Origin of the sequence: Acetobacter ascendens (genome assembly GCF_001766235.1) — a bacterium.
Classification (GTDB): domain Bacteria; phylum Pseudomonadota; class Alphaproteobacteria; order Acetobacterales; family Acetobacteraceae; genus Acetobacter; species Acetobacter ascendens.
The window spans coordinates 117,914-142,125 of record NZ_CP015164.1; the positions used below are offsets into that span (position 1 = coordinate 117,914).

Annotated in this window: 20 protein-coding genes and 2 pseudogenes; 12 read left to right on the forward strand and 10 right to left on the reverse strand. The window is 56.6% G+C overall.

From position 1 onward, the window contains the following. Window positions 1–197: 197 nt before the first annotated feature. Window positions 198–1,146, forward strand: a protein-coding gene (locus A4S02_RS14670; protein ID WP_265733681.1) for an IS630 family transposase whose coding sequence is annotated in 2 segments (ribosomal slippage) — window positions 198–538 and window positions 537–1,146 — 951 coding nt in all. Because the reading frame shifts where the segments join, the coding sequence is not laid out codon by codon here. Between the two features lie 41 nt (window positions 1,147–1,187). On the opposite strand, the gene dctA is transcribed toward A4S02_RS14670, so the two are convergent. Both dctA and A4S02_RS00610 read right to left on the reverse strand, forming a co-directional pair. Beyond that, complete coding sequence (gene dctA / locus A4S02_RS00605) at window positions 1,188–2,492, reverse strand: C4-dicarboxylate transporter DctA (protein WP_070322645.1); 1,305 nt, start codon at window positions 2,490–2,492, stop codon at window positions 1,188–1,190. A gap of 368 nt (window positions 2,493–2,860) precedes the next feature. Next, complete coding sequence (locus A4S02_RS00610; RefSeq protein WP_070322646.1) at window positions 2,861–3,916, reverse strand: aromatic ring-hydroxylating oxygenase subunit alpha; 1,056 nt, start codon at window positions 3,914–3,916, stop codon at window positions 2,861–2,863. Between the two features lie 93 nt (window positions 3,917–4,009). On the opposite strand from A4S02_RS00610, the gene A4S02_RS00615 reads away from it, so the two are divergent. Beyond that, complete coding sequence (locus tag A4S02_RS00615; protein WP_082246715.1) at window positions 4,010–4,951, forward strand: LysR family transcriptional regulator; 942 nt, start codon at window positions 4,010–4,012, stop codon at window positions 4,949–4,951. 54 nt (window positions 4,952–5,005) lie between these two features. On the opposite strand, the pseudogene A4S02_RS00620 reads toward A4S02_RS00615, so the two are convergent. Next, a pseudogene (locus tag A4S02_RS00620) lies at window positions 5,006–5,362 on the reverse strand (energy transducer TonB family protein); the annotation flags it as partial. Between the two features lie 112 nt (window positions 5,363–5,474). Here A4S02_RS00620 and A4S02_RS00625 point away from each other — a divergent pair. Beyond that, a complete protein-coding gene (locus A4S02_RS00625) occupies window positions 5,475–6,515 on the forward strand; it encodes an IS110 family RNA-guided transposase (RefSeq protein WP_070322648.1) in 1,041 nt (346 codons plus the stop codon). Between the two features lie 543 nt (window positions 6,516–7,058). On the opposite strand, the gene A4S02_RS00630 is transcribed toward A4S02_RS00625, so the two are convergent. Then, the gene (locus A4S02_RS00630; protein WP_041247965.1) at window positions 7,059–8,081 is read right to left on the reverse strand and encodes an IS110 family RNA-guided transposase; all 1,023 of its coding nucleotides are present in this window, start codon (window positions 8,079–8,081) and stop codon (window positions 7,059–7,061) included. 261 nt (window positions 8,082–8,342) lie between these two features. Beyond that, window positions 8,343–9,728: an IS1380-like element IS1380A family transposase gene (locus A4S02_RS00635; RefSeq protein ID WP_070322649.1), complete on the reverse strand. Its 1,386-nt coding sequence runs from the start codon at window positions 9,726–9,728 to the stop codon at window positions 8,343–8,345. A gap of 96 nt (window positions 9,729–9,824) precedes the next feature. Between A4S02_RS00635 and A4S02_RS14675 the strand changes: the two are divergent. After that, window positions 9,825–10,354: pseudogene (locus A4S02_RS14675) on the forward strand (IS5 family transposase); the annotation flags it as partial. Window positions 10,355–10,742: 388 nt separating this feature from the next. On the opposite strand, the gene A4S02_RS00645 reads toward A4S02_RS14675, so the two are convergent. Then, window positions 10,743–12,353 carry a B12-binding domain-containing radical SAM protein gene (locus A4S02_RS00645; protein WP_228142414.1) on the reverse strand — a complete coding sequence of 537 codons (1,611 nt, stop codon included), beginning with the start codon at window positions 12,351–12,353 and terminating at the stop codon, window positions 10,743–10,745. Between the two features lie 162 nt (window positions 12,354–12,515). Here A4S02_RS00645 and A4S02_RS00650 point away from each other — a divergent pair, with 162 nt between their 5' ends. Next, window positions 12,516–14,699 (forward strand): acyltransferase family protein, encoded by a 2,184-nt coding sequence (locus tag A4S02_RS00650; protein WP_070322650.1) that lies wholly within the window; start codon window positions 12,516–12,518, stop codon window positions 14,697–14,699. Here A4S02_RS00650 and A4S02_RS00655 read toward each other — a convergent pair. From A4S02_RS00655 to A4S02_RS15910, 3 genes are all read right to left on the reverse strand, one after another. Further along, window positions 14,696–15,340 carry a hypothetical protein gene (locus A4S02_RS00655; RefSeq protein WP_070322651.1) on the reverse strand — a complete coding sequence of 215 codons (645 nt, stop codon included), beginning with the start codon at window positions 15,338–15,340 and terminating at the stop codon, window positions 14,696–14,698. The two genes, A4S02_RS00650 and A4S02_RS00655, sit on opposite strands and share 4 nt — an antisense overlap. A gap of 263 nt (window positions 15,341–15,603) precedes the next feature. Then, a protein-coding gene (locus tag A4S02_RS14680) for an IS5 family transposase (protein WP_087651418.1) occupies window positions 15,604–16,358 on the reverse strand; the annotation gives its coding sequence in 2 pieces (ribosomal slippage) (window positions 15,604–16,019 and window positions 16,019–16,358; 756 coding nt in all). A 61-nt stretch (window positions 16,359–16,419) separates the two neighbouring features. Beyond that, window positions 16,420–16,719 (reverse strand): hypothetical protein, encoded by a 300-nt coding sequence (locus tag A4S02_RS15910; protein ID WP_208858894.1) that lies wholly within the window; start codon window positions 16,717–16,719, stop codon window positions 16,420–16,422. A gap of 28 nt (window positions 16,720–16,747) precedes the next feature. On the opposite strand from A4S02_RS15910, the gene A4S02_RS15980 reads away from it, so the two are divergent. Further along, a complete protein-coding gene (locus A4S02_RS15980; RefSeq protein WP_228142415.1) occupies window positions 16,748–17,080 on the forward strand; it encodes a hypothetical protein in 333 nt (110 codons plus the stop codon). 33 nt (window positions 17,081–17,113) lie between these two features. After that, window positions 17,114–18,568 (forward strand): phage terminase large subunit, encoded by a 1,455-nt coding sequence (gene terL, locus A4S02_RS00680; protein WP_070322652.1) that lies wholly within the window; start codon window positions 17,114–17,116, stop codon window positions 18,566–18,568. Here terL and trhO read toward each other — a convergent pair. Then, window positions 18,565–19,617 carry an oxygen-dependent tRNA uridine(34) hydroxylase TrhO gene (gene trhO, locus A4S02_RS00685; protein ID WP_070322653.1) on the reverse strand — a complete coding sequence of 351 codons (1,053 nt, stop codon included), beginning with the start codon at window positions 19,615–19,617 and terminating at the stop codon, window positions 18,565–18,567. The two genes, terL and trhO, sit on opposite strands and share 4 nt — an antisense overlap. Window positions 19,618–19,862: 245 nt before the next feature. On the opposite strand from trhO, the gene A4S02_RS00695 reads away from it, so the two are divergent. From A4S02_RS00695 to A4S02_RS00715, 5 genes are read left to right on the forward strand one after another with little or no spacing between them, the layout of a single operon-like run. Next, the gene (locus A4S02_RS00695; RefSeq protein WP_070322654.1) at window positions 19,863–21,242 is read left to right on the forward strand and encodes a DUF1073 domain-containing protein; all 1,380 of its coding nucleotides are present in this window, start codon (window positions 19,863–19,865) and stop codon (window positions 21,240–21,242) included. Continuing rightward, the gene (locus A4S02_RS00700; protein WP_070322655.1) at window positions 21,239–22,267 is read left to right on the forward strand and encodes a DUF2213 domain-containing protein; all 1,029 of its coding nucleotides are present in this window, start codon (window positions 21,239–21,241) and stop codon (window positions 22,265–22,267) included. Before A4S02_RS00695 ends, A4S02_RS00700 begins: the two co-directional genes overlap by 4 nt. 36 nt (window positions 22,268–22,303) lie before the next feature. Then, window positions 22,304–22,804: a structural cement protein Gp24 gene (locus A4S02_RS00705; RefSeq protein ID WP_070322656.1), complete on the forward strand. Its 501-nt coding sequence runs from the start codon at window positions 22,304–22,306 to the stop codon at window positions 22,802–22,804. Then, on the forward strand, window positions 22,804–23,841 hold the full coding sequence (locus A4S02_RS00710) for a major capsid family protein (protein WP_070322657.1): 1,038 nt from the start codon (window positions 22,804–22,806) through the stop codon (window positions 23,839–23,841). Before A4S02_RS00705 ends, A4S02_RS00710 begins: the two co-directional genes overlap by 1 nt. A 49-nt stretch (window positions 23,842–23,890) precedes the next feature. After that, window positions 23,891–24,208, forward strand: coding sequence for a hypothetical protein (locus tag A4S02_RS00715; protein ID WP_070322658.1), 318 nt, complete (start codon window positions 23,891–23,893; stop codon window positions 24,206–24,208). Window positions 24,209–24,212: the final 4 nt, after the last annotated feature.

A 24,212-nucleotide genomic window follows, 5' to 3' on the forward strand; every position in this document is an offset into this window, starting at 1 on the left:
GGATTTTTTTCTGTTATAACGAATATTCAAGAAAAAGTTTACGAAGTTACAATGTTACAACAAGTTTTGTGTCAAAACACGTATGCAAGAAATCCGTAGGAAGCTAGAGCATAATCCGATCTAATAGGTTCATTTTAAGATTCCCATACTGGTCGAAATCTGATTCATACTATGTGCCGGTATGGAGGCCGGCCCGTATGACCCGAGCCCTGTCTGCTGACCTTCGCCGCCGCACGATTGCGGCTGTTGCCTCTGGCATGACCCGTCGTGCGGCGGCGGTTCGTTTTGGTGTGTCTTCGTCGAGCGTTATCCGCTGGGTTGCTGAGTGGCAGGCCAGCGGTCGTGACCATGCGCTTAAACAGGGCGGCGATCGCCGTTCTCACCGGATTGAAGCGTGGTCAACCTTCCTGCTGGCCGCGATTGAAACAAAGGCCGATATTTCCCTTGTCGAACTGGCGGAGACACTTGCAGCGGAACACGGTGTCCGCTTTGCGCCGAGCACGATCTGGCGCTGTCTCGACCGTCACGACATGACCATCAAAAAAAACGGCGCACGCCAGCGAGCAGACACGGCCCGACGTCGCACAGCAGCGCGAGGCCTGGTTTGACAGCCAGCCTGACCTTGATCCGACCCGTCTGATCTTCATCGACGAAACAGCCGTCTCAACGAAGATGGCTCGCCTGCGGGGGCGGTCACAACGGGGCACGCGCTGTCGGATGTCCGTGCCCCACGGGCACTGGAAAACCACGACGTTCATCGGCGGACTGCGCCTCTCCGGCATGACAGCACCGATGATGCTGGACGGCCCAATGACCGGCGAATGGTTTGCCGCCTATACCCGCAAGGTGCTCGTTCCAACCCTGTCGCCGGGAGACGTCGTCATTCTGGACAATCTGTCCGCCCATAAAGGAGCCGTTGCCCGCGAGGCTGTGGAGGCAGTCGGCGCCAGGTTGTTGTTCCTGCCGCCCTACAGTCCTGATTTCAACCCGATCGAAAACATCTTCGCCAAAATGAAGGCGTGGATCAGACGGGTGGCACCGCGAACCCTCGACGCTCTTCAAAATACCGTCTGTGGAGCAATTGACGATATCTCTCATCGCCAGGCCGCCGCGTGCTTCACCGCCGCTGGATATGAACCAGACTGATCGGATTATGCTCTAGGAGAACTTCCTACGGAAAATAATAATCAGGCCGAAGGTGTTTTTGTAATCTGTGGTTGCGCGTGCAGGGCATCATGAAGTTGCGTGTCATCCAGCGCATTCTCCCAGCGTGAGACAACAATAGCAGCAACAGCGTTTCCAACCAGATTGGTGAGGGAACGACATTCAGACATAAAACGGTCAATACCTAGAATCAGGGCCATGCCCCCAACAGGTACACTGGGCACAACAGAAAGTGTTGCAGCCAGAGTAATAAAGCCCGCTCCCGTCACACCAGCAGCACCTTTAGAACTCACCATAGCCACCAGAAGCAGGGCAAGCTGCTCCTGAAAGCTAAGGTGCACATCAGTTGCTTGCGCAATAAATAGTGCTGCAAGTGTCATATAAATATTGGTGCCATCCAGATTAAAGGAATAGCCCATGGGAACAACTAGCCCTACAATTCCTTGGGAACACCCAGCCCTTTCCAATTTCGCAATCAGGCCGGGCAGGGCAGATTCGGAAGAACTGGTGCCCAATACAATCAGCAGCTCTTCTTTTAAAAAGACCAACAGCCGCAGAATGCTAAAGCCAGCTAATCTTGCCACAACCCCCAGAACAACGCCTACAAACAGAATGGCAGTGAGGTAAAATGTCAGTACCAAGGCAAGAAGGTGCAGAATGGAATGCAGGCCAAACTTACCAACGGTAAAGGCCATGGCACCAAAAGCCCCAATAGGGGCCAAATACATCACCAAACGCACAACCCCAAAAACAAGTTCTGTCAGGCTATAAAACATGTTGAGAACGGTTTCACCCGCTTTGCCCATTTTGGCCAGACTTATGCCAAACAAGATGGCAACCAGCAGAACCTGTAAAATTTCACCAGATGTAAACGCACCAGCGGTTGTGGAGGGAATGATTTGTAGCAAAAAATCTGAAAAGGAATGATGTTGCGTAGCAGCACTTACAAACTGTGTAACAGAACTTGTATCAAGGCTTTCTGGCCTAATGTGTAGGCCAGCACCGGGTTGCAGAACGTTGGCCACAAGCATGCCAATAGCCAGCGCCAAAGTGGAAAAGCACAAAAAATATAGCATGGCTTTACCTGCTACGCGGCCTGTTTGCTTAAGGTCCGCCATGCCTGCAATGCCTGTACACACTGTTAGAAAAATAACAGGTGCAATGACCATTTTGATAAGTTTAACAAACCCATCTCCCAGCGGTTTAAGTGCCGTAGCAACAGAAGGAAACATTGCACCTACGGCAATGCCTGCACCCACAGCCACCAGAACCTGAAGGTAAAGGAAGCGTTGGTGTGAACTGGAAAGGGGAGCAGATGATGGAAGCACGCCTAAAACTTTCTGTTCTTGTTTTTGTGCCTGTGGTGCATCCTGATGAAATATATAGTGTTATATCAAGAATATACGCGCAGACTCACGTAAGGTAACGCGTGTTTATATCGTTTGGGAAGAGAGGGTATATCTCTTTTTCTTGAGTTTTCCGGGGTCAAGCAGTGTGTAAGGTGAATATTCAGCGCGAAGACCCTAGATTACAGCGATATAATTACATGAATGTAATGAGGCGGGGTTTGACCATATTTTTATTTTGAATGCTAGCAATTCAGGGTGGGTAAGCTTGCTTCTTTGTTCACATGAAAGTGGCGCTGGTTAAACCAGCGCCGCTTTCATGGAAGAAGGGCAGTTATGATTGTATCTTTTCAGGCGGTGAAGAACTGGCTTAAGCCAATGTTGCGTAAGGCACGCCGATAGGCAATGGAACTGCGGTCTGCCACCACATGCACTTCCAGGGAAGGGTCAAGCGGCAGGTTTTCAGGCTTTTGGGCTTCTACCAAGGCACGGTCTTCCTCAAAGACTTTCAGGTTGAAATCATAAACATCCTGCAAAGGCAGATCGGTATCAAAGTTGCGGCACATGGGTGCAAACATGCGTGTTTTTTTCGCGGAAACAGGAGAAGCAGCATTCATGATGACCAGCCTCCCGTTATCGGGAAAATGAATTTCCAGTGTGGCAGTAAAGGGAACATGCACCCGAAAATGGCGCAGCCATTCAAAATCCGGCCGTCCGCGTTCTGATTGCCCAATAGGGTAATTGCCTACATTGCTGCGGTATTCTGCCTCAAACCCATAGGGTGTCATTGTGGGCATATAAGCTGGCACAACAGGGTTGTCTGGGTCTGCAAAAGTTTCTGTATGCACAAATGCAAAATGGGCAACATCTATAAAGCCCTCAACCTGCCTGCCAGCAAAACCGGCAATGTCTATCCATGGGCAGTTGATCTGTTGAAAGCCAGCTTCATCCCAATGTGGCATGGAAGTAATGGAGATATCTTCATTGTCCTGTGGGCGTAGGCACGTCCAGATCAAGCCATATCTTTCTACCACAGGATAAGTGCGCAGATTCAGTCGGGAAGGAATGGCGCTATCCGGGTGGGCGGGAATACGTACACACTGGCCTTGATGGCCAAACTGGAAACCGTGATAGGCGCAGGCAACTGTCTGGCCGTTACCCTTGCCCATGCTGAGTGGCACGCCACGGTGCGGGCACAGATCATCTGCCACAACAATGTCTTCACCTGCCCGATAAATAACCAATGGTGCATCAAGTAACGTAACGCCTAAAGGTTTGTCTTCCAGTTCACGTACAAGGGCAATGGGATGCCAGTATGAGGCGAGAATAAGCCAGTCATCAGCGTCAAAACTGAGCTCGCGGGGCAATCTGCTCTCGGTGGGGCGGGCACAGGTTGGGGGCGTCACAGCTTCATCTCCTAAATGGGAAAGGTTTCCCGTTCCTTTAGGAGGTAGTGTTTCATCAAGCGTATATTATCGGATATATCTATTTCATGCAGTATGCATTCTCAAACTGAGAACAGGCAAATGAACCCATTTTCGCGCTTTCTGATCTATTTTTTGGCTATGGCACGGCATGGCTCCATCCGCAAAGCGTCGGAAGACCTGCATATTGCGGCTTCGGCAATTGATAGACACATTCTTCTGGGTGAGCAGGCGCTTGAGACACCACTATTTGAGCGTCTTTCTTCCGGCATGCGTTTAACTGCGGTGGGCGAGTTATTTTATGCACATGCCAACAGGTGGGCGAAGGATTTTGAAAGCCTGAACCGTCAGATTGATGATCTAAAAGGTATGCGCCGTGGACGCATAGACATTTTGGCGCCAGAGGCTTTGGCGCGAGTATTTTTACCCAGCATTGCTGCGCGCCTTAAAGAACAATACCCCGGAATTGTTTTGAATATGCATATCCACGATAATGCAGAGCTGGGAGAACGTCTTTTTGCGGGAGAGGGAGATCTGGCATTTCGGTTAGACCCTGCAGATTTGCGAGATTTGCAAGTGCGTTCAATGCTTTCTTTCCCGCTAGGAGTAGTGAGCCTTCCGAAGCACCCAGTTACGCAACATTCTTCTGCTCGGTTTTCGGTATGTGCTGAATATCCTGTTATTGTGCCAGAAAATCCATTGGCACTTGCATCTGTTTTTGCAAAACTGGAAGCAGATACCCTGGTAAATCCAAATGTGATTTCTGGAGCCAATAATGTGCAGATGATAAAGTCATTGGTGAAGGCTGGTTTGGGTATTACCATTCTCAGTTATCTGGACGTGATGGATGAGGTTCAGAATGGAGACATGGCTTTTACTCCTTTGACAGGAGCGCATATTCCTCCTTTCCGACTGGCGCTTGCGCATGATCGTGCGCGGCCTTTATCTACTGTGGCACGGCGCGTTGCAGATAACGTAGAGGTAGAATGGGCGCTCTTGCGTCAAAAAATGGCATGAAGGAAAAATATTTCCTTATGTTCTGTGAAAATATTATTGGCCCAGGTAGGATTTCTAATCCTGTGCGTGTTCCATATAAAATTCGATGGGCACGGTGAGTGTAATAGAATCACCTGCCACACTATCGGGTGGGCTAGGCAATGGCTCAGCACGCCGCACCAGTGCCAAAGCTTCACTATCCAACAATGAATGGCCAGAGCTTTTTTCAATATGGGCAGAAAGCACATGCCCTTTCCGGTCCATGGTAAAATGCAGATTTGGCGTACCTTCCTGATGAGCAGACATGGCTTCTGCCGGGTAACGTTTATATTTCTCTAAACGAGCAAGCAAAGCTCCCTGCCATGTGGTGGGACTTTGGGAAGCATGAGAGGAAGATGACCCTTCAATAGGTGCGGCTTGTGTTTGACGCGGATTTCTTCTGTGTGTTTGACGCGGATTTCTTCTGTGATGGGGTGGACGGCTCCCAACGGCATCGCGATGTGCCAAGGTGAAGTCGTTGCAGAATTCACAGAGGAGGCCACCCATGGAACAAATTATCCGTATTGGCATGGACACGTCAAAAAGTGTTTTCCAATTGCACGGTGTAAACGCGAAGGAGCAGCCTGTTTTGCGCAGGAAGCTATTCCGCCGGGAGATGGTAAAGTTTTTTGAGAAACTGCCCCCGATTGAAATCGCGATTGAGGCCTGTGGCGCCTCCCATTACTGGGGGCGGGTGCTCTCGTGTCTGGGACACACAGTGAAGCTGATCGCGCCGCAGCTCGTGAAGCCTTATGTCAAGCGCGGGAAAAACGATGCCGCCGACGCGGAAGCCCTCTGTGAAGCGATGAGTCGGCCTACAATGCGGTTCGTCCCGCTCAAGAGCGAGGAAGAGCAGGCAGCGTTGATGCTGATTGGAATGCGGGCACGACTTATCCGGAACCGCACACAGCTCGCCAATACGATCCGGGGATATGCTGCCGAGTTTGGGATCACGGCGCCCAAAGGCATGTGCCGGATTGAGGCACTCCTTGATCGGATCGCTGCGGACGAAAGCCTGCCCACATTGACGCGCGAGTTGTTTGCCCTTCACGCAAAGGAATATGCTGAATTGCAAGGTGAAATCGAACAGCTTGAGGGCAAGGTGATGGCATGGCACCGCGCCAACGAATGCAGTCAGCGTCTTGCGAAAATTCCGGGCGTTGGCCCGATCGGCGCAGCGCTGCTGATGATGAAAACGCCTGATCCGCATCTGTTCAAATCGGGTCGAGCCTTTGCGGCCTGGATCGGATTGACGCCCAGGGATCACTCAACCGATGGAAAAACAAGGCTTGGCAGAATCACACGCGCTGGCGATGAGGTCTTGCGAAGCACGCTGGTGGTTGGCGCGACCGCAGTCGTGTCGCATGCCCGGCGGACCAATGGGAAGAATGCCTCATCTTGGTTACGTGAATTGCTGGAGCGCAAAAAACCGAAACTCGCAGCGGTGGCCCTTGCCAATAAGATTGCGCGGATTGCCTGGAAACTGATGGTCAGCGGCGAACACTATAAGCGCCTTCTGCAGCAACCCGGCGCAGCTGCTGTTTGAGCTTAGCCTGGCACGATGCGCTGATATTTGACGCTCTCGTGCCGAGCTGAGGTCGTGGCTTGCAAGTAATAGAGCAGATGGTGTGATCGATCGATCCATGGCGTGAGAAAACCCGTGGCAACCAGTGGTCATCAAAGACCGCTTCTGTGTTTGGGGCTCACGCTGCGGAAGCCATCTTGGCCAGCGACCCTATGGCCGCATCAACAGGCCGGACATATGGAAGCAAAGATCCGATCATTTTCTTGCCTAGCCCCTTGCAAGGGGGAGCCGTCCACATATGGTTGCCGTCCGTTATGCAAGAGTTTTCTGACCCATATTGACGTGTGATCGTGTGCGGTCTTCTGTAAGGCCTGTTGATGTGGCCTTTCAGAAGCCACTGGCCAGTATGGTGATCAGCGGATCAGATCCAAATCTCACAGGCGTGCTTTAAAGCACAGAGAAATCCACTGGTTTTTCCGATCCGGATCAGACGATCATGCGCCCATTCAGGTCATCGCCCTCTCACACCCCTACCGGTTCCATCCGCGGGAGCCGAGCCATCGCTCAGGCTGCCACGGACAGGGCCGGATCCCGATAATCCTCCTGTTTTGTTGCCATGGCCCAGATGGCTCGTGCCATCCTGTTGGCCAGCGCAATGGCTACCAGCATACGGGGCTTGCGGGCCAGCATCCGTGCCAGCCAGCTTCCCGGTGCAGGGGCCTTACGGCTGGCCCAGTTCACCTGGGTCATGGCGCCCATGATGAGAAGCCTGCGGATATCAGCCTGCCCGGCTTTTGATATCTTCCCCAGCCTTTCCTTTCCGCCAGATGAGAACTGACGGGGCACCAGCCCCAGCCACGCAGCAAAGTCGCGCCCGCGCCGGAAGCTCTGCAGGTCAGGCGCAAAAGCTTCAATCGCAAGAGCGGTCAGAGGACCCACTCCAGGCATGCTCTGCAATCTGCAGGTGTTTTCACTTTCCTGGGCAAGCATCCTGATCTTCTTTGTTCTGACATCAATCCGCACACTCTGCTCCGAAATCTGTCGCAGCAGATCAAGGCATTCCTGCTTCACAGCCTCTGGCAGAACCGCCTCATCCAGCATGGCTTCAATGTGTCTGATATGCGCAATCCCCTGTGGCACGACGAGACCGAATTCATACAGAACGGCACGCAGGGCATTCACCAGTTCCGTGCGCTGGTGCACCAGACGCTGCCGGGCCCGGAAAAGAACGCCACGCGCCTGCTGCGCTTCAGTGCGTGGTTCGACAAAGCGCATTTCCGGCTGACGGGCCGCAATGACAATCGCTTCCGCATCAGCAGCATCGTTCTTCTGGCGCTTCACGAAAGGCTTCACATACTGCGGAGCGATCAGTCTGACCTCGTGACCAGCTCCTGCCAGTTCGCGAGCCCAGTAATGCGCGCTCCCGCACGCTTCAAGAACGACCAGAGCAGGCGGCTGCGTGGCCATGAACTGCATAAACTGCTGACGACGCAGCTTTTTGCGAAACATCACCTCGCCCGCACGCGAAGCTCCATGAACCTGGAAAATGTTCTTTGCCAGATCAACGCCTATCACTGTATCCTTCATCTGCCGTCCTTTCGCGCAGTCGTTTCTTCCAACGACCATTCTGGCACATTGCGATGCCGTGCGGGGAGGACGGCAACCACCCCATCTCACACTTGAGGCAATTTCAGGTCATTTTGTAGAATTCAGTCATCCCACAGGAGCCCGATCTGGAATATTGACGATATTCTGCTTCTGGCGGCGGGTTCTGAACGCAGTGAGGGTGTCACGGCCTGAGAAGGCAGTGTTGGTGGAAGCTATGTGGTCTGTGCACTGTCTGTTTCTTCAGATGGCCTGCCGGAGCCTTCGCAATCGTGCATGAGCGAGGGCGAATTCATGCTGACAGGGGAACATGTCCGGCATGGACAGGACAATCCGACGGACGCTGAGCGTGACACGTGTCGCGATTTTGAGCAGTCGTGCGCGTATGGTGCCACAGGTCGCCGTCTCCAGGCTGGTCTGGCCAAGGGCCAGTCTTTGCAGAGCGGTCAGCAGGACATAGGCTGCGGCCGAGAACCACAGCCGGAGCTGGTTGGCCCGGATGGTGTGGGACGAGGTCCTGTCTGAGAACAGATCCATCTGGCATTCCTTGATGCGGTTTTCCATATCCCCGCGTGCGCAGTAAATCTGTTCGTAGAGATGGCGGGGGTCGGACATTCCCTGCGGTAGCGTGGTGACAATAAAGCGATGATAGCGGTTGCCATGGCGCCATTCGGCCTTGGCCACGACCCGCCTGCGGCGCGTCCAGCTGTCCTTTGTGATCCAGTCAAAGGAGGCAAAGCCGCGCGCCGCTTTGCCTGTCGTGGCGGCTTCGTCACGAACCTCAGCGGACAAAGAGGCAATCCGGTCATACAGGCGGGTGTTGCCTGCAAGCCCAAACAGGAAGTCAACGTGGTTGTCTTCGCACCATGTCATCAGACTGTCCCGGGCGAAACCGCTGTCCCCACGCACCAGGATACGCACCCGGGGCCAGCGGCTCCTGATCTGCTCCACGATCCGGCGGATGTCTGCCAGTGCTTCCTTCCTCGGGTCCCTGTCTGCCGTGCGCAGGGTAGCGCTGAGGAGATGGTCCCCGCAGAAGACATACAGGGGAAGATAGCAGTTATGGCCGTAATATCCATGAAAGGCCCGGCCTTCCTGATGGCCATGGATACGGTCATCGGTGGCATCCACATCCAGAACGATCCGGGCGGGTGCGCGCTCATGCTGGTCCATGAAAAGCATCACGAACAGGGTAGCCAGGGCCTCATGATCAGCAATGATGCGGCAGTAACGATCTGCCTGCTGCCCACTGCGCTCCAACCGGTTCAGCGTGGATTTGCCAGCCAATGCTGCGCAGTTTGCCCGGCCTCCTGACAGACGGCCCGAGGCCAGACCAAAGATCAGGTCATGCCGCAGGGCATCGTGATCATTGAGATCTTCATAGCCCAGTGCCAGGCCCATGATCCGCTGACGGACAAGGTCTTCAACCCGGTATTCCACAAAGCCGGGATGCCGCTTATCGCGAAAACAGGCAGCAAAGCGGCGGCTGAGCCCCAGAATGTCATCAGCCTGCTTCACCAGAATGACGCCCCCATCCGAACTCATGCGACCCCCGTCAAAACGGGCCACAACACGCCGTCCACAGGAGGCTGGAAACTCATACGCGCCTGCGCTACACTCTGTCTGCATCGGGTTCGTTTATTGCTTATGAAAAATTCTTTTGTGTAAAACAGACTTTTTCATAATCTAACCCGATGTACAACCCTTCTGTGAGATTTCCGCGTCGAACGGATATTTCGTTATCTGGCCGCTGATTACGACAACGAATACATGATGATCGACAGCACAATTGTCCGAGCGCATCAGCATAGTGCCGGAGCTCTCAAAAAAGGGGCACGGATCAGGCCATCGGACGATCACGAGGCGGGCTAACTACAAAGATCCATGCCATCTGCGACGCTCTGGGCAATCCAGTGGAACTCGGCATCACACCGGGACAGGATGCCGATATCACCCAGGCAGAACCACTTCTGGAAAACATCGAACCGGATGCTTTCCTTGCTGACAAGGCGTATGACGCGGACAGGTTGATCGATCGGCTGATACAGCGCGGGATTACCCCGGTCATCCCGCCAAAACGCAACAGAACGACACGACGGAAAACCGATTTTTCTCTCTACCGCGAACGGAACCTTGTTGAGAGGTTCTTCAATAAACTCAAGCAGTTTCGCGCTATCGCAACCCGCTACGATAAACTGAAATCGACCTTCCTCGCAGCCGTGCAGTTCGCCTCAATCATCATCCTGCTTAACTGACGACACGCCGTAGTTTATCATTTTACTATGTTGTGTATATGTAAATTTAACTTAAGTAAAAATAAAAATAATTCAAGTAAATTATACAAGTAATATTGTTATTTATTAAAATTTATACGAATTGTGTTTGTTGTGCCGATGAAAAGTATGTTTGTGTGGAAGATGTGGGGTAGCTAAAAATTGGAAAATTGGAAATTATAACAGCAGGGTGAAAGTTTTTTTCCAATGAAGGCGAATGTGTAAGTCTTTATCTAACGCGCAATTCAATCTATTACACGCGGAATTTATAACCTATGCGAAATAAGTATGCCTGAAATGCGTTTTTGATATATATTACCAAAACCTTTCCCCCGCCGTTATGGCAGGGGAGGGCACGCTTGGTAGGGCGTTAGTAGATATCGAAGTCATTATTGCCGGTGGAGGAAAAAGCCATGCGCCGTTCTGTAAGATCCAAAATCCACGATGACATATCAGACCGGGTGCGCGGCGGAAAAGGCAGCCGCTTAAAGATGGAACGCATGGAATAGAATTTTTTATACATCCACTGAATACGTGCTTCCATTTCCTTGGGGGAGCAGTTTTTGGGCCAGATCTGGCAGATTTGGCCGGGCCAGCGGTCAATTTCTGGCGCGTTGATAATACGGCCTGCCTTTTCCATACGGTTAAACAGCGCCGTGCCCTTGGTGGGCGTAAGGATGTTGAAATACGCCGCAGGCACCTTGTGTTCTTCCAGAAAGGAGATGGTGGCGCGGTAGATATCGTGGTCTTCATCATCAAAACCGAAGATGAAGTTGAGCGAGTAGCTGATATCGCGCTGGCGCAGGTTTTCAAACATCTCATGGTAGCGGCTGGCCTTGTTCCAGCCTTTGCGCATGCCGTCCAGAATATCCTTATCAATACTTTCAATACCGATATTTACGTGCATCACGCCGGATTTGCGCGCCAGATCCAGAAATTCCTTATCCAGGCACAAATTGGAAGACCACAGCGTAGACCAGCGGATACCCAGCGGCACCAGCCCTTCCATCAGTTCCATGGCGCGGCTTTTTTTGCCGCCAAAGTTGCTTTCACCAAAAAAGAAGTGGCTGCCACGATTCTTAATCAGCTTCAGCTCGTTCACCATTTCGTCCACCGGGCGCCAGCGGTAGCGGCCCCCAAGGTAGAACCGTTCGGAACAAAAATCGCACACAAACGGGCACCCGCGGGAGGATTGCACGGCAAAAGTGCGGAAGGGGCCAAACTTTTTAAGGTCTAGCAGGTCATACCTTGGGGCGGGCAGGCCGTTCAGTTCCTTTAAGGGTGTGGCGCGGTAAATGCTTTTCAGCCGGTTGGCGGCGGCATCATCCAGCATTTCCTTCCAGATGGGTTCGGCCTCACCCACGCCTACGGCATCTACGTGCTCTGCGGCTTCTTCGGCGTTAAAATACACATGGGGGCCACCCATAATCACCTTTACGCCGCGTTTACGAAATTCCTTGGCAATATCGTAAGCGCGGTAGGAATGGAGCGTCCAGACCGTAAGGGCCACAACATCCACCAGCGCATCAAAATCTATATCTTCAAGCTGTTCATCCAGCAGCGTTACCTTCCACTCTGGTGGGGTCAGGGCGGCCAGGTACGGCAGGGCAAGCGGCACCATCTGTCGGCGCTTGGTTTTGAACAGCGTTCGGTCCGTAGGGGCTTTATAATGCGTGGGCTGAATGATCAGTAGGCGTAGGTCATTTGCTGGCATGTGGGTATCAGGATCTGCTGAATTAAAAGAAAAAACGGGCAGATGGTGCCCCTTTGTTACAGAATATACATAAGCAGGGGTGGGGGCTGTCCACCTCCGCTCAAGCATGGCGGATGTGTGCCCACCGTAACCAAACGCGGCCAGTAAGCTGGTCTGCGGCATGGCGGTGTGGGCGGGCATGCACCATAATAACAGGGATGCACGCAGGGCATGGATTTGGCATATCCATGTGTGCGCTGCAATGCTGGCGCATTGGGGTTTTGGCATGGCTCCCATGCCTGCAAGTTGGGGCCGTGGTGCACCGTTACGGCGCCAGATTGCGGGGTGGTCGTGGGGCAAAAGCTGGGCTGGGTAAAACCTGCGCGTAGGGTGGTGTTGCAGTATATATAAGAGGCATTGGCATATGGGCTGGCGGCGTAAAGGGGCGAGATGATCGGGTTTGGCTTTTTCCGGCCTGTTATGCAGGCGGCGGCGCGGGGTATGGCGTGGCGTGCGGCACCCTCCGGCGCGGTGCCTGTTGTGCTGGCCCGTATGGGCCAGCATCTTGCCCGTGTAGCGGCGTGGTTCTGGCCCGGCAGTTCTGCCCAGCTTGTGGCCCAGCCCCATGCCGGATGGCGGGCAGATATAGATGGCCTGCGCGCGCTGGCTGTGGTGGGGGTGGTGGTGTACCACGTCTTTCCCGCCGCGCTGCCCGGTGGTTTTGGCGGGGTGGATGCGTTTTTTGTTATCTCCGGCTTTTTAATCAGCGGGCATCTGGTGGTGCATTTTGCGGCGGGGCGGTTTTCTGTGGCCGCGTTTTTTGCGCGCAGGGTGCGCAGGCTGGCCCCGGCTTTGCTGGTGGTGCTGGCCGCCTCCTTGCTGGCCGGGTGGTTTACCCTGTTGCCAACCGAGCTTGCCGCCGTGGGGCTGGATGCCGCTGCGGGTGCGGCATCTGTGGCCAATCTGCTGATGTGGCACGCCCAAGGGTATTTTGACCGCGCCGCCGTGTTAAAACCCCTGCTGCATTTATGGTCCTTGGGGGTGGAGGAGCAGTTCTATCTGCTCTGGCCGCTGGTGCTGGCACTGGGCTTTGCCGCGCGGGTGCGTGCGGGCGTGCTGGTGGGGGCCACGGGGGCGGCGTGCTTTTTATATAGCTTGGCGTGCAGCGCGTGGTGGCCGGGGGCCGGGTTTTATTCTCCCCTCAGCCGAGGGTGGGAGTTCATGCTGGGCGCGGGCCTTGCCCTGCACGGCGTGGCGGCGGGTGGGCCGGAGGGTGCAACGGGTGGTGTGGCCCCGGCGCACGGTGCACGCGCTGGCATGGGCCGCATGTTGACGCGGTGTGCTGCTTTACTGCGTGCAGGCGGTGGGCGGCATGGGGCGGCGGTGTTGGGTTTGGCCTGTGTGCTGGCCGGGTTTGTGGTGCTGCGGCCGGGTGTGGGCTTTCCGGCCCCGTTTGCGCTATTGCCTGCTGGGGGTACGGCATTGCTGATCTGGGCCGGGGCGGGAGCGTGGGTAAACCGGCACGTTCTGGCTGTGCGGCCCATGCGCGCGGTGGGGCTTATCAGTTACCCGCTGTATCTGTGGCACTGGCCGCTGGTTTCTTGGTTTCATATTGTGCGGGGGGCTGGGGTTATTCACAACAGTGCGGGGTTTGCGCTTATGGGCGCGGCACTGGTGCTGGCGTGGCTAACCACCAAGTATGTGGAAAACCCGTTACGCGGCGGGCATTTTCGGCAAGGCAAAACGGTGGCTCTTGTGGGCGGGTTGGTGGCCCTTTGCACGGCGGGGCTGCTAACGTGGCACACTGCAGGCTGGCCCGCGCGATTTGCACACACACCTGCGGGCACGGATTTATCGGCCATCAATCTGGCGGTGCGAGATGGCATTTTTGCCCCCACACCGCATATGCACATGACGCACGAAAACGGGTTAACAGTAGCCACCATAGGCCATGCGGGCCGCCCCATAATGTTTACGGGGGATAGCCTGTTGTTTCAGTGGGGGCCACGGGTAGAGGCGCTATTGCAGCAGGGGCGGTTAAAGCACACGGTTATTTTTGTGGCAGGCCCCAGTTGTAGCCCCTTTTTGGGTGAGGTTTATGAAAAATCCTTTGCATATTGCCGGAATATGCAAAACGTGCAGCAGCGTATCATCCAGCAGCAGAATGTTCAGGCCGTGGTGGTGGGGGCGTTCTGGCCGCGTGTGCTGTTGCACACACCGGGCACACAGGCACAAAAACAGGCGGGTTTTGTGCAGGATATGCGCGGCCTTTCGGGCAACGGGGCGCGGCCTGTGTGGCTGGTGCTGCCCACCCCGGCAGATGCACGCTTTAGCCCAGATAAACTGGTGACCCGCAGCCTTACGCATATAGGCGTGAACACAGCCTTGCTGGCGCAGGGTGTTCCCACCCAGCAGCTCCGTACTGATACGGCGGCGGATACGGCTTTTATGCGCGCACTTGCCGCGCAAGCCGGGGCAAAGGCGCTGGATGCGTGGCCCGATATCTGCGGCACTGGCCCGGCCTGTGCGGTTATAACCCCACCAGCCACCCCCAAATATGCAGATGACAAGCATTTAAGGCCCGGCTTTGTGCAACAGCACGCCACGTTTTTAGATGAGGTGTTGGCCCATTAAGGCGTGTTCCAGCCCAGCCAGAAATCCGGGGCATTGTCCCACTTGGCCAATACGGGGGAAAGGTGCCTGCGGGCCTGAAAACAGCCCATGGCAAAACCCGCTGTGCCATCGCACGAATCGCTCCGATGGTGTAGCGCGCCCTGCATCCAGAACAATGCGCCGCGTTTGCGCTCGCCACTTAAACCGGCAATCCAGCGGTTCCAGATATGGCGGGCGTTCTGCCCTTCATGATACGCGGCCATATCCTGCGCGGGGGTGTTGGGCATGGCCATGGCGGGGGGCATAACGTGGTATGGCTGCGCGCCCGGTGCTGGGGGTGCGGTGTTAAGCGCATAGGCCACCCCCGGCGGCATATGGCCGGGTGGAGGTTCCAGCGGCACAGGGCCAGCCAGCAGCAGCATGGTAAAACCCGCCGCCGCAATACCCACAAGGCTTACCAGCCCAAAACGTATGGCGCGGGTTGCATCCGAGGTGTGGGAAATAGGCTCAACCGAGACAGCATGCAGGGCTTTTTCTGCTTTTTTCTGGCATCGGGCGCTGCAATACGGCGCGTGGGTGTTGGTGTGGTAGATACGGTCACACCATGCACAAGCTCTGTCCATGACCTCCCCATCACCCAATCTGCCAAGTATTTCTGTCACGCGCGGCGCACTATATCAGTGTTCGATATATTTGCCAGTCCTGATTGTGAACTGTTCTTAAGTGTATGGTCACATACCAGTTTGCTTTGTTTTGACATGGCGCGTGGTCATTTCTAATTCCAGATCATCATCCCAAAAATTGTAAACACCAAGGACATTCCAATGCCTACAGCGTTGCGCAAGGCAGAACTGGCCTGTGGTACGGTGTTGCGTGGCGGTGGCCGCTGGTGGGTTGTGGCGCAGGCCCAGCCTACGGCGTGTCGTCAGTTAAGCAGGATGATGATTGAGGCGAACTGCACGGCTGCGAGGAAGGTCGATTTCAGTTTATCGTAGCGGGTTGCGATAGCGCGAAACTGCTTGAGTTTATTGAAGAACCTCTCAACAAGGTTCCGTTCGCGGTAGAGAGAAAAATCGGTTTTCCGTCGTGTCGTTCTGTTGCGTTTTGGCGGGATGACCGGGGTAATCCCGCGCTGTATCAGCCGATCGATCAACCTGTCCGCGTCATACGCCTTGTCAGCAAGGAAAGCATCCGGTTCGATGTTTTCCAGAAGTGGTTCTGCCTGGGTGATATCGGCATCCTGTCCCGGTGTGATGCCGAGTTCCACTGGATTGCCCAGAGCGTCGCAGATGGCATGGATCTTTGTAGTTAGCCCGCCTCGTGATCGTCCGATGGCCTGATCCGTGCCCCTTTTTTGAGAGCTCCGGCACTATGCTGATGCGCTCGGACAATTGTGCTGTCGATCATCATGTATTCGTTGTCGTAATCAGCGGCCAGATAACGAAATATCCGTTCGATGACGCCGCTTTCACACCAGCGGCGCAGACGCCGGTGCACGTTTTTCCAGTCACCGAAACGGGCAGGAAGGTCGCGCCATGGAATACCCGCGCGATAGCGATACAACACCGCCTCCACGAACAGACGGTTGTTCACCGCAGTGCCGCCGACATAGCCTTCTCGACCAGGAAGAAGATCCTTTATCCGCTCCCACTGGTCATCGCGTAAACTATAGCGCCGCATCTGTCTGTCTCCCCAAAAAAACGGGAAAACAGTCAGCACACGCAGACACAAAGTACAACCCTCACGTGCCACTCTCAGGGCTTAACTGACGACACGCCGTAAGGGTGTGGTGATGTGCCCGCTGGTATGCACGCCGCGCTACCATCACCGGGCGGATATTGGCATAGGGTGGGCACAAGCCCTGTTGCTGGGGTGCCCGGCACAGGCCGTTGTGCGCTGCCGCCCGGTATGGCGTGGCCATGTGGCGGGGCTGGCCCGCGTGGGCAGGCTCAATCTGCCAACATGCCAGCACATGGTGGCCGCCCTTACGCGGGAACACCACCACCATCAGCACGAAACAGACCGCCCGTTTGTAGCCCACGGCAGGGCGGGGCGTTCTGGATCTTCTTTTGTTCAACACAGTTGGATATGTGGCCATGCCCCGCAAGACAGCAGCACCCGCGCCGGGCGCATTAGGGCCATCAGCTTTGGCCCCGATGGCGCGCCGCAAAAGGCGCAGCACAAAGCCCGTAACCCCGTTGGATATCTTCACCCGCATCATGCAGGGGGATGAAAGCATAACAGACCGCCAGTTTGATGCCGCCAAGGTGGCCGCCCCCTACATGCACCCCAAACTTTCGGGCCTTGCCACAGATGCCCTGCCACGCCGCAGCGCAGATGCCTTTACGGATGAGGAACTGGCCGCACTGGCGCAGGAAAACGGTGCGCCCCCACAGCCCTGATTTTTGTAGCTGTAACTTGGAAAAACCCTTTTCATGCCTCACGCCCACCCCGAATGCGCACGCACCATACAGGCGGGCCGGGTGGCACGGGCAGAACTGGCACGCAGGCAGGCCGCACGCCAGCATGTTCTGGATTTTGCCCGCTATACGCTGCCAGATTACAAAGCAGGCGCACATCATGCCCTGTTGGCCCGCACGCTGGAGCAGGTAGAGGCCGGGCGTATCACGCGGCTGATGGTGTTTATGCCGCCAAGGCATGGCAAATCAGAGCTGACATCTCGCCGCTTTCCCGCTTGGTATTTGGGGCGGCACCCCAAGCGGCAGATTATCGGGGCCTCCTACGGGGCCACGCTGGCGCAGGATTTTGGGCGCGATGTGCGCAATATTGTGGCGTCCTCCCGCTATAGGGCGCTGTTTCCCGCAACAAGATTGGCGGCGGATAGCAGCGCGCGGGATGTGTGGCACACCGCACAGGGCGGCGGGTACACCGGCATGGGTGTGGGCGGCGGGCTAACAGGCCGCGGCGCGCATCTGGCCATTATAGATGACCCCGTAAAGGACAGGCAGGAGGCCGAAAGCCCCGCCCGCCGTGCTGCCGTGCTGGATTGGTACCGCGCCGTGTTGCGCACCCGCCTGATGCCCGGCGGCGCCATTGTGATGGTGATGACACGCTGGAGCATGGATGATCTGGCAGGCCGCCTGCTGGATGATATGCGCAACAAAACGGGCGAGGCATGGCATGTGCTGGATCTGCCCGCTTTGGCCACCGAGCACGATGCACTGGGCCGCATACCGGGGCAGGCATTATGGCCGCAGGCGTTTGATACGGCGGAACTTGCGCGCATTCGCCAAGCGGTGGGGGAGCGGGAATGGGCAGCGTTGTATCAGCAAAACCCGGTGCCGCTTTCTGGCAATTTGTTTCACACGCATATGCTGGGCGTGCAGGAGGTATTGCCCGCAGCCTCTGGCCCCGCCGTGCGCCGGTGGGATTTAGCTGCCACCCGCCAGAGCGGCAGCAACAACCCGGATTGGACGGTGGGCGTAAAAATGCACCACCTGCCAGATGGGCGCTTTGTGGTGGCGGACATCACCCGTCTGCGCGGAGACCCCGCACAGGTAGAAGCCGCCCTGCTGGCCACCGCCGCGCGTGATGGTGTGGAGGTGGAAATTGTGCTGCCGCAAGACCCCGGGCAGGCCGGTGTGGCGCAGGCGCGGTACCTCACCAGCAGGCTGGCCGGTTACAAAGTGCGCTGCGTGCGTGAAACAGGAGATAAAGCCACCCGCGCCGCCCCATTTGCCGCACAGGTGAACGCAGGCAACGTGCTGCTGCTACGCGTCCCGTGGGTGCATGCGTTTATGGAGGAACTGGCCGCTTTTCCCGCCGCTGCGCATGATGACCAAGTGGATGCCGCAGCCGGTGCCTTTGCCGCACTGGCAGAGGTACACCCCCTGCCGCGCTTTGGGCCGGATTTTCTGGCCCGTATTTAGTGTGCGTGCTGCTGGCGCAAAGCCTGCTGGCGGCGCTTTTCTTCTTCACGCTGCTGGCGTTTGCGGGCGCGTTCTTCGGCCATGTTGGCGCCTAAATGGGCCTCGCCGCGCTGTTCGGCCAAACGGGCCTGGCGTTCACGCTCCGCATGGCGGGCGCGGCGGGCTTCATCCCACTGGCCGTAGCAGTGCGGGCAGGATACGCCGGTTTCAAACTTGGGGCTGGCTTTATCTTCCGCCGTAATGGGCGTGCGGCAGGCGTGGCACAGTTCCAGCTCACCGGGTTTTAGGCCGTGGTCCACTGTTACGCGCTGGTCGAACACAAAACATTCACCCCGCCACAGGCTTTCTGCCTCTGGCACGGTTTCCAGATACTTTAGGATACCCCCTTGCAGATGATACACCTCATCCAGCCCTTCGGCCTTGGCAAAGGCGGTGGATTTTTCACACCGAATACCGCCGGTGCAGAACATGGCCACACGCGGCTTGCGGCCTTTTGCCAGAAGTTCCTCACGGTGCTGGCGGAACCATGCGGGAAATTCCCGAAAGGTTTTAATCTGCGGGTCTATCGCACCCTCAAACGTGCCTACGGCCACTTCGTAATCATTGCGCGTGTCTATCAGAATGGTGTCGGGGTCTTTTAACAGGGCGTTCCATTCTGTGGGGGGCACGTAGGTGCCAACAATGTGGTTGGGGTCTGTGCCCTCTACACCCATTGTCACAATTTCCTTCTTCAGCCGCACCTTCATGCGCAGGAAGGGCATTTCTGGCGCGCGGGAGAACTTGACCTCAATATCCGCACAGCCGGGCAGGGCGCGGATATGCGCCAGCACGGCTTCAATACCGGCATCTGTGCCCGCAATGGTGCCGTTAATGCCCTCGGATGCCAAAAGCAGAATACCTTTTACCCCGGTGGCGGTGCACACATCCTGCAACGGCCCGCGCAGATCAGCCGGGTTTGCAAATGGGGTAAAGCGGTAAAGGGCTGCCACGCAAATGGGCAGGGCTGCGTTTTGGGTATCGGGCGTAGGGGCTAAGGGCTGGGCAGTCATGCTCGGCAAGTTCCTTGGGCTTGTTGGGTGATTGCAGATCATCCGTTCCGCGCCACGGCTTACAGCACCGCAATCAGGTTGCATTTCAATGCCGCCCATTTACCCGCCAGCAGCGGGGGCAGACAAGTTTTTTCCGCGTCCATTACGGGTTTTTGGCGGCGGAGGGGCATGTGCGCCGTGCAGGTGCATATGGGTTTGTGGCTGCGTGGCAAAAGGCTTTTTCTAATTTTTAACAAGGGCAGGGTATGTCTGGTTTGTCTTTTTCTCCCCTCGCTAGGCTGGGGTGGTGGCAGCGTTTGCGCGGGCGTTGTGCCCCTGTGGCCCTGCCACGTAAGGAGCCGGTGCTGCCCCAAGGGGCCTTTGCGGCGGATGTTGCCAAGGTGGCCCCGGCTGCCGTGGCGCGGGCAGATGTGTTTGCGCCGTATCGGCCCCCGCGCGGGGTGCGGGCCAATGGCAGCACCGCCCCACTGGCTATGGATAGTGCCGCCGCACAAAGCACCCCCGGTTTGCTGGACTGGCTGCGCAATGCCGTGGCGGATGGGGTGGTGTTTCCCGGTTATGCGCGTTTGGCGGAAATGGCCCAGCGGGCAGAGTATCGGCACATGGTGGACACCATTGCCACCGAGGCCACGCGGCAATGGCTGGTGTTTACCTCCCGCACCGGGCAGGGGGCGAGCAAGGCCGCGCGCATTAACCAGTTGGAGGCCGAATTTACCCGCCTGAATGTGCGTGATGTGCTGCGCCGCATGGCGGAAATGGATGGCCATTACGGCATGGGCCTGCTGTATGTTGATACCGGGCTTTCCCCCGTGGCGGGTGGTTTGGCATCTCCCTTGCTGTTGCGGCCAGAAACCTTTCGCAAAGGCAGTTTGCGGGCCTTGGTGCCGGTGGAACCTGTTTGGACAACCCCCGCCACGTATGAAACCGCAAACCCGCTGCACCCCGCCTTTTACAGACCGCAAAGCTGGTGGGTGCAGGGCACGCTTTTGCATGCCACACGCCTGTTGCGGTTTTGCGCGCGGGAGGTGCCGGATATTCTCAAACCTGCTTATAACTTCGGTGGTGTTTCCCTTACGCAAATGGCGCGGCCTTATGTGGAAAACTGGTTGCGCACGCGCCAAAGTGTTTCGGATTTGCTGAATGCGTTTTCCATTGTCGCTTTGTCTACCGATATGGCGGCCTATGCGCAGGACCCCGAAGGGCTTTTGGCACGGGTGGAGGCGTTTAACCGCTTTCGCTCTAACCGGGGCACGTTTGTGCTGGATAAGGAGCGCGAAAAGCTGGAACTTCTGGCCGCACCCCTTTCCGGGCTGGACAGTTTGCAGGCACAGGCGCTGGAGCAGATCTGCACCGTGGCCCAGCAGCCGCTGGTAAAGTTTGCCGGTATTTCCCCTTCCGGGCTGAATGCCTCGGCTGATGGAGAGATCCGGGTTTTTTATGATCGGATCAGCGCTTATCAGGAATCCTTCCTACGCCCCAACCTGACGCACATTTTGCACATGGTGATGCTGAACCTGTGGGGCGCGGTGGATACGGACATAGATTTCACCTTCCGCCCGCTATGGCAGATGGATGAGGCCGAACAGGCGGACATAGACGCCAAAAAACAGAGTATGCCATCATGAACACACGCACAACCGGGCAGGCCCGCGCCAGCCCGCACGCCGATGTTGCGCCCGATACGCAGCCATTGGCGCTGGACAGAGCCAGCGTGCGCCGGGTGGATGCAGATGGGCATTTGCACATTGCGCACTGCATTCTTTCCGCCGCAACCGTTAGCCCCTATTATGGGCGCGAAATTCCGGGTGCCGCTGCGCTGGGCCTGAAAGATGATGCCATTTACAGCGTTTTTCGCCCGCCTGATGCGCTTATGCGGGCCGCACCCAGCCTGCGCGGCAAACCGGTGCTTATGCAGCACACCCCGGTAAGCGCGCAGGATCACCCAGCCAGCATTACCGTAGGCGCGGTGGGCAGCGATGTACGCTTTACCCCACCCAACCTGACAGGCAGCTTAACAATATGGGATGCCACGGCCATTGCGGCCATAGAAAACGGTACACAGCGTGCGGTTTCCGCCGGGTATCGGTACACGGCCATCAAGCAGGCGGGCACCTATATGGGCATGCCCTATACGCTGATAATGGCGGATATTGCCTTTAACCATCTGGCCCTTGTGACCCAGCCCCGTGTGCCTTCCGCCATTATTGGTGATGCCGCACCAAACCCCAACATGCCTTTTAACAAAAGGAGCTTTCAGGCCATGCCTGAGCCAACACACACCACGCCCTCGGCAGATCAAACGCCCATGACCGTTGCGGCCATGGATGCCGCCATTGCCCAGGCCGTGCAGCAGGCGGAAGAACGCGCCGTGCGCCAGATGGCGGACCTGCACACAGCCCGCGCCGCCGTGCGCCCCTTTGTGGGCGATGTGGCGATGGATAGCGCCCCCGCCATTTACGGTTTTGCCTTAAAGGAAGCCGGCATTGATGTAACGGGCGTGCCCGAACAGGGGCTAAAACCGCTGTTTGAAAGCTTTGCCCGCATGCAGCCGCGTGCAGGGGGTGCCGCCCCCGTAATGGGGCAGGATGCCGCAGCGGCTCAGGGCTTTCGGCAGCGCTTTGGGCTGGAACGCATTGGCGTGCGCGGCTGAAGCCTTTTTTATTTTTGCATGATACAAGGCAGGTAAATGTCTTTTCAAAATCAGGTCAACATTCAGCCAGCGCCTGCTGTGCCGGGTGATTTTGCATCCCTCAACCCCACGGCCACGTTTCCGGCGGGCGAGGGCGCATTGGTGGCGGCTGCCGGTGGCTGCGCTGTGGCCGCTTTTGGCTGGGTGCAAGCCGATGGCGTAAGTGTTGCCAACGCACCCCCAAGTGGCAGCACTGCCGCGCCCGATGGCTTTGTGCATCGGGATCTGACTGCCCAGATCACGGATTTTACGGCATCGGAAAGCATGGTTATCCCGCAGGGCTTTCCCGTAACGCTGTTTACGGCGGGTGATTTTTGGGTGCAGCCCACCACACAGGCCACACTGGGGCAGGCCGTTTTTGCCAGCCTAACTGATGGCACAATTAAAACCGCCGCCACAGGCAGTTCCGTAACAGGTGCGGTGGCAACAGGGTTTTTTGTAGCCTCTGCCGGTGCTGCGGGTGAGCTTGTTCGGATTTCTACATGGATGCACGCATAATGGTGACTTCTCATTCAGAACTGGCGGAACACCACCGCCTTGGCTTTGTGGTGCCCGATGCACGCGGCCTGATTGGCGCAGAGCATTTGGCATCAGACAGCATGGCGCTGGATGCCCAGCCCGCGCTTTCCACCACCGCCAATGCGGGTATTCCGGCTTTTATGTCTGCTTGGGTGGATACGGGGCTGATTAAGGTGGCCTTTGCCCCCATGCGCGCGGCCGAACTGCTGGGCGAGGTGCGCAAGGGGGATTGGGTTTCTAAAACAGCCGTCTTCCCCATGCTGGAAACGGCAGGGCAGGTTTCCTCTTACGGGGATTGGAACCAGAATGGCACGGTCAGCCTCAACCCCAGCTTTCCCGAACGCCAGTCCTACCATTCTCAGGTGTTTGTGGCGTGGGGTGAGCAGGAACTGGCGCTGGCCGGGCAGGCGCGTCTGCAATGGGCCGCAAGCCTGCGAGAGGCCGCAGCCCTTAAGCTAAACAAGTTTCAGAACCAGACATACTTTTTTGGCATCAGTGGGCTGAAACTTTACGGGTATTTGAATGACCCGCGCCTGCCTGCCGCCATTACGCCCGCCACCAAAACCACAGGTGGCACCGCGTGGGAAAACGCCACCCCGGAAGAACGGCAGGATGACGTAATTGCCCTTATTAACCAGCTACGCAAACAAACGGTCGGGCTGGTGGATACGGATACGCCAATGGTGCTGGGCCTGGCCCCAACCCGCATGGGTTTGCTAACACGCCGCAACACGTTTGGCCTTTCCGCCCTGACTATGCTGCGTGAAACCTACCCCAACCTGCGCTTTGTGCAGGCCGTGGAGTATGGAGATGCCGCCGCCAACGGTGTGCAGACCATGCAGATTATGGCCGACCATGTGGATGTGCAGAAAACTGCTGAAGCCGCGTTTACAGAAAAACTGCGGGCCCATGCGGTGGTAACAGAGGCCTCGGCATGGAAGCAGAAGCTCTCCCAAGGCACATGGCGGGCCATTATTTACATGCCCGCAGGCATTGCCACCATGACCGGCCTGTAAAACACACAGCCCGCGCAACGCAAACTCCTGCATAAAAACGGAAAAACACATGGCAACATCATCAACAGTAACCGTTGGGTGCAAACTGCCCAACGGGCTTGTGCTGGAACTGGCAGGCAAAAAGCACGAGCTGGCAGGCGCACGCATGGCCAAGGCAGGCGGGTATGGGCTTACCCCCGTGCCAGCAGATTTTTGGCAGGCATGGGCGCAAAAATACGCAGGCTTTCCACCGCTGGAAGCCGGGCTGATTTTTGCCCAGACCTCGCCAGAAAAAGCCGCAGGCCAAGCCAAGGAACAAGCCAGCCTGCGCACGGGTATGGAACCGCTAAACCCCACAGCACCAGCCCCCGGCATTACGCCCGCATAAAGCC